Raw genomic sequence first — 3,846 nt, 5'->3', positions numbered from 1 at the left:
GATGGACCGAGTTCAACCCGAGGATTTAAAGAAGATGATCGACGAAAGCAAAGAATTGGCAGCCGAAGAAACCAAGCAAGACAACTTGCCCACATTCAACGACAGCGACCAACCACTCAAAGACGAACCGTTGGCCGACGAAATCACGATTGATGATTTCGCCAAAGTCGACTTGCGAGTCGCTCGCGTGGTCAATGCCGAGCATGTTCCAGAAGCCAACAAGTTGTTGAAGTTGACCCTCAGCCTAGGGGGTGACGAGCGACGCCAAGTCTTCGCCGGAATCAAAGCCGCTTACGAACCCGAAGCGTTGATCGGCCGTTTGGTCGTGATGGTCGCCAATCTTCAACCACGCAAAATGCGTTTTGGATTGAGCGAAGGAATGGTAACGGCATCGGGCCCGGGTGGCGCCGAAGTGTTTGTCCTCGGCGTGGACGAAGGCGCTCAACCCGGTCAACGTGTCCACTAAACAAAATGCTGCAACGGCCCATCAATCACTTCCGTAGCTTTTTGCTCGACAAACTGGTGCTCCGGCCCACGCGTGACCGCGTGGATCATGGCATGCAGCATCGATTGCAGCTGCCGTCGCGTTTTGGGCCGCTGGAGACATTTGGTTACGCGAATTACCCCGACCCCGGATTTGGGGACGCTCCGACAAGTGCGAGCGATCCACCGGATCTGTTGTTGCTGAAATTCCCAGGAACGGCAGGACGAGCCGAGCGTTCGTCGCCGTTTCCTACCGAAATGATGCGGGATGTTCGCATCCATGCTTGGACCTGGAACCCGCCGGGGTACGGCAACAGTGCGGGTCGTCCGACGCTGCGCCGCATTGCCGAAGCCGCAATCGACTTTTTTGAAGCCTCGATCGATCGCTACCAACAACGCTACACGAGGCCCCCTGCGGTATGGTTGTGTGGTAACAGCCTCGGATGCGCCACGGCGCTGCATGTCGCCGCGATCTCGCAACAAAGCTCGTCTCCGATTCGAGGTCTGCTATTGCGAAATCCTCCGCCGGTGGATTTGGTGGTGAAACATGTGGCGAAACGTTATCCGCTGGGCCGGTTGATCCATCCGGTAGCCGACCAATTGGCGCCGGCCATGAACGCGATCTACACCGCCTCGAGCGTCGCTGTGCCGGCAATCTTTTTGCAATGCCAAAACGATTCGCTCGTTCCTCCCGCGCTGCAGCAACGGATTCGCGACGCCTACGCCGGCCCCCAAACGCTTGTCAAACTCGACGGGCTCGATCACGATGGCGCGATGGACGAACAACACTTGCCAGCGGTCCGTGATGCCGTGCGTTGGCTTCGTGAACAATCGCAACTCTAAGATTTTTTGAGCCATTTTTTCGATAGCCAGTGCAATGCCACTCTCCGACCTCCGCATTCGTATTCGCCACGCAACCGAGAACGATGCCTCTCGCGTCGCTGAGATCTACAACCACTATGTGGATGTGGGCGGCGCCACGTTTGACACGGTCCATCTATCGACCGAAATGGTGGGCCAACGAATCAAGCAACCCAAGCCAGATGGTTGGTATGTTGCTGAATCAGACGAATCGTTACTCGGATGGGCATCGGCACGGCGTTACAGCGATCGATTTGGCTACCGATTTTGTTGCGAAACCGCAATCTACATCGCCCCCGATGGCCAAGGCCGTCAAATCGGCAACCGATTGCAGCAGAGAGTGGACCAGCACTGCGTCCAGTGCAATCTGCATCATGCGGTCGCTCGCATCATTGCCGACAACCAACGCAGTCTTGCGTTCCATTACCGTCACGGTTACGAAATGGTCGGCATCCAAAAAGAGATCGGCCGCATGAATGACCAATGGGTCGACGTGGCGATCTTGCAAAAGATTTTTCGCCCCGATGGCAATTAATGTCACACCACTCTCGCTGCAACATCGCTCACATCCGTGCTCGCGCACTGCTACTTCGCCAAGTCCGAACGTTCTTTGACGAACGTGGTTTCTTGGAAGTGCAACCGCCCTGTTTGTCACGCGACTGCATCGTCGATCCGTACATCAACCCGTTGACGGTTTCGACAAAACAGCTTGCCCTCGCCGAACCGGATCTTCCCGAGTGCTACTATTTGCAAACGTCGCCCGAGTTGGCAATGAAACGCATGCTGGCCGCCGGAGCACCGTCGATCTACAGCATTGGACCGGTGTTTCGGGCTGGCGAACGCGGGCCAATGCACAATGTCGAATTCAGCATGCTGGAATGGTATGATGTTGGTGCCGACATCCGCTCGGGGATCAACACCACCGGAACGTTGGCGTGCGAGGTGCTACGAACGGCTCGCTTCGACGAGACCACTTACCGCGATGCATTTTCGACAGCCCTCGGAATCGATCCGATCACCGAACCGCTGACGCGACTGCAATCCGAAACCGCAGACATCGACGCATCGCTTGCGAACGACATTGCCAAGGACCGCGATGCAATGCTGGACGTGCTGTTTACTCATCATGTTCAACCCAATCTTGGCGGCGAAGTGCCCGTAATCGTTCGCAACTACCCCCTCACCCAAGCGGCATTGGCACGCCAAGCGGCGGATGACGAACTCTGCGCCGCTCGCTTTGAAATGTTTTTCAAGGGCATTGAACTGGCTAATGGTTACGACGAATTACTCGACGCAGACGAGTTGGTCCAGCGAACGCTGGTCAATAACCAACGCCGCATCGCGTGCGGCGAAACCCCTCTGCCGATCGACAACTCGTTGGTGGAAGCCATGCGGCGTGGACTCCCCGCTAGCACGGGAGTCGCACTCGGTTTCGATCGTCTGTTGATGTTACATACAAAGTCACACTCGATTGACAAAGTTGTACCGCTGACGATTGAAATCGCTTAGAATTAGCTTAGTTCGTCTATCCACCGGATCGCGCCCCATGCTAGATCCAGCTCGTGTTAGAATGAGATTCTCTTTACAACACAAATGCGAGTAGTCGACATGACCAATAATGCAACTTCGACTCGGCGATTAGCCGTCAACGCAGCGTTTTTAAAAGACATCAAGGACGATAACCATCACTTAAAGGTTTTGGTGGATAAGATCGGCCCGATGGTGTCGCATCCAAAAATCGCGACCAACCACTGGCTCGAACTCATTGACTTGTTCTCGGAATTCCGAGATCAGCTGGCGCTTCACTTTTCGCTCGAAGAAGCGTTTGGCTATTTTGACGAAGCGATCGACACGTCGCCTGAACTGAGCACACATGCAGAATCGCTGCGTTCGCAGCACACCACGCTTTTCGAAGCGATTCGCCACTTGACCGAATCGGCAAGCGAAGTGACCGCCGATCAAGAAGAAAAGATCGCTCGACTGCTGGTTCGCTACGATACCTTCTTGCGGTCGTTTGCCCAGCACGAGGAAGCCGAGCTAAAGCTGATCCTCGAGGCCTTTGATGATGACCTCGGCGTCGGCGACTGATTGCATCACCAAATCGTGCTGAATCCAAAATTCAGCCCGTTCCAGTTCAAATCGTGAAACGTGGGCGTTTGCGTGGCTGGGTCAAAGAATGATTGCGACGCGGATTGCTCCAACGCCCCCACGGCGTCCTCTAACCATAATCCTTGGTAGGCAACTTGCAGCGAAGCCCAACTGCACAACCACATTGATCCGCCAATTTCGACATCGAACAGCGACGTATCTTTGTCACCTTCGTAGGTGAATGACGTGTTCTGGGCCACGGCGGAACCACGCACCTCGTTGTTGAGTGCCGCATATTTGCCACGAGCATATAGACGTGATCGTCCGTTGGTCCACAACGTTGCTTCGCCACCCACTTGAAATCCAAATGCCTTGTTCGAGGCTGTCGAGAAAAAGCCCGATCGCGTCGTCGTT

6 protein-coding genes are annotated in these 3,846 nt (G+C 55.1%); 5 read left to right on the top strand and 1 reads right to left on the bottom strand.

What is annotated here, in order from left to right; translation table 11 throughout:
• The 5 genes from metG to ABX962_RS32290 form a co-directional block, all read left to right on the top strand.
• Window positions 1-466: methionine--tRNA ligase subunit beta (gene metG / locus ABX962_RS32310; RefSeq protein ID WP_372725808.1), on the top strand; the 466-nt coding region annotated here is incomplete at its 5' end.
• A 5-nt stretch (window positions 467-471) separates the two neighbouring features.
• Entirely contained in the window at window positions 472-1,326 is an 855-nt protein-coding gene (locus tag ABX962_RS32305) for an alpha/beta hydrolase (RefSeq protein WP_372725806.1), read from the top strand.
• A 34-nt stretch (window positions 1,327-1,360) separates the two neighbouring features.
• Complete coding sequence (locus tag ABX962_RS32300; protein WP_372725804.1) at window positions 1,361-1,879, top strand: N-acetyltransferase family protein; 519 nt, start codon at window positions 1,361-1,363, stop codon at window positions 1,877-1,879.
• Window positions 1,879-2,853 carry an EF-P lysine aminoacylase EpmA gene (gene epmA, locus ABX962_RS32295; RefSeq protein WP_372725802.1) on the top strand — a complete coding sequence of 325 codons (975 nt, stop codon included), beginning with the start codon at window positions 1,879-1,881 and terminating at the stop codon, window positions 2,851-2,853. The genes ABX962_RS32300 and epmA overlap by 1 nt, the downstream gene beginning before the upstream one ends.
• A gap of 99 nt (window positions 2,854-2,952) precedes the next feature.
• On the top strand, window positions 2,953-3,432 hold the full coding sequence (locus tag ABX962_RS32290; RefSeq protein WP_339938242.1) for a hemerythrin domain-containing protein: 480 nt from the start codon (window positions 2,953-2,955) through the stop codon (window positions 3,430-3,432).
• Window positions 3,433-3,437: 5 nt separating this feature from the next.
• Here the strand turns inward: ABX962_RS32290 and ABX962_RS32285 are convergent.
• Window positions 3,438-3,846, bottom strand: a 409-nt coding sequence (locus ABX962_RS32285; RefSeq protein ID WP_372725800.1) for a hypothetical protein, incomplete at its 5' end; no start/stop codon positions are given.

The sequence above is a fragment of the Novipirellula sp. genome (assembly GCF_041583735.1).
In the GTDB taxonomy this organism is placed as follows: Bacteria; Planctomycetota; Planctomycetia; order Pirellulales; family Pirellulaceae; genus Novipirellula.
Note: the sequence above shows the minus strand (reverse complement) of the source record. Positions and strands in the feature narration are given on the sequence as shown.

Excerpts from the sequence above, each read along its gene's own strand:
- ABX962_RS32305 (WP_372725806.1), top strand. The coding sequence starts at position 472 with ATGCTGCAACGGCCCATCAATCACTTCCGTAGCTTTTTGCTCGACAAA.
- ABX962_RS32300 (WP_372725804.1), top strand. The coding sequence starts at position 1,361 with ATGCCACTCTCCGACCTCCGCATTCGTATTCGCCACGCAACCGAGAAC.
- epmA (WP_372725802.1), top strand. The coding sequence starts at position 1,879 with ATGTCACACCACTCTCGCTGCAACATCGCTCACATCCGTGCTCGCGCA.
- ABX962_RS32290 (WP_339938242.1), top strand. The coding sequence starts at position 2,953 with ATGACCAATAATGCAACTTCGACTCGGCGATTAGCCGTCAACGCAGCG.